Below are 1013 nucleotides of genomic sequence, written 5' to 3'. Positions count from 1 at the left end.
CCTGTGATGACCCCCATATCGGCGACCACCACGACTCTACCCGTATCGTAATTCCTTCTGACCTCGCCGATGACGGAGCGGAACGTTTCCTTATCCAGCTTATTACCGGGAAAAAGCTCATAATGGAGCGGAATCCCGTCCGCGTCCATCGCAAGACCCATTTGGACGACCGGATTATGACGATGCTCTTTCGATCTGCCGTATTTGCGAAATTCATCCGCCTCATCGACCTCAAAGTAGAAATTCGTGACATCATAGTAGATCGTCTTTGTGTTGCTCCCGTATTTCTCTGCGATCTGCCCGTGCAGATACCGCTGGAACTCTTTAGCGATCTTCGCATAATGCGAAAGGGCACGGTACACATCCGCAAGCGAAAAATTGAAGCGCTCAAAATAGCGGCCCTTCTCCTCGAACGCCTTCTTTTTGGAGCCGGGCGAGAGCAGTCTGGAGACGACAAGCAGCATCATGATGGAATTGGTGTTGAACCTGAAATCTTCATTGCGTGCCCGGTTGTTGAAAAAGCGATGCAGACCGAGTTCATGGTAGATCTTTAAAATCGCGGCATAGCCGAAGTTTTTTCTGTCATCGGTCCCTTGAGCAAGCTGTTCATCCATGTTGATGTTCAGTGTCAGCTTCTTCTTTGCGCTTTCTTCCTCCGTCATCTTACGAGCTACTTTTTTGAAATGAGCGATGGGATCGTCATATTCCTTTTCCAGCTCATCCAAGTAGCCCAAGGATTTGATGGTGCGATCAGTAGAAATATTTGTCTTTGGATTTCTGTATTTCTGGGCGATCACAAGATAGGTTCTTCCTGATTCTTTTCGATACGTTTTTTTGAGATACATAACGAAGATCCCTCCTAACTAAGCGGTAACGGCTATAGTCCTATTATAACATATTGTGCCAAATTATGCCACAAAAAAATGTATTAAAATTAAAAAAAATTTCCCCCTGAAGCCTTATGCTGCAAGGGGTTCTGGTTTTCTCTATTCAACTATGCTGTCAAACTGGCG

The 1013-nt window shown here is 45.8% G+C and carries 1 protein-coding gene; it reads right to left on the bottom strand.

Annotated elements, in window-relative coordinates:
- Positions 1 to 845 (bottom strand): transposase (locus CVT49_16450; GenBank protein PKK81910.1); only part of this gene is annotated, 845 nt, incomplete at its 3' end.
- Between the last annotated feature and the right edge of the window lie 168 nt (positions 846 to 1013).

This window comes from candidate division Zixibacteria bacterium HGW-Zixibacteria-1 (assembly GCA_002838945.1).
In the GTDB taxonomy this organism is placed as follows: domain Bacteria; phylum Zixibacteria; class MSB-5A5; order GN15; family PGXB01; genus PGXB01.
This window is presented reverse-complemented; position numbering and strand designations above follow the sequence as displayed.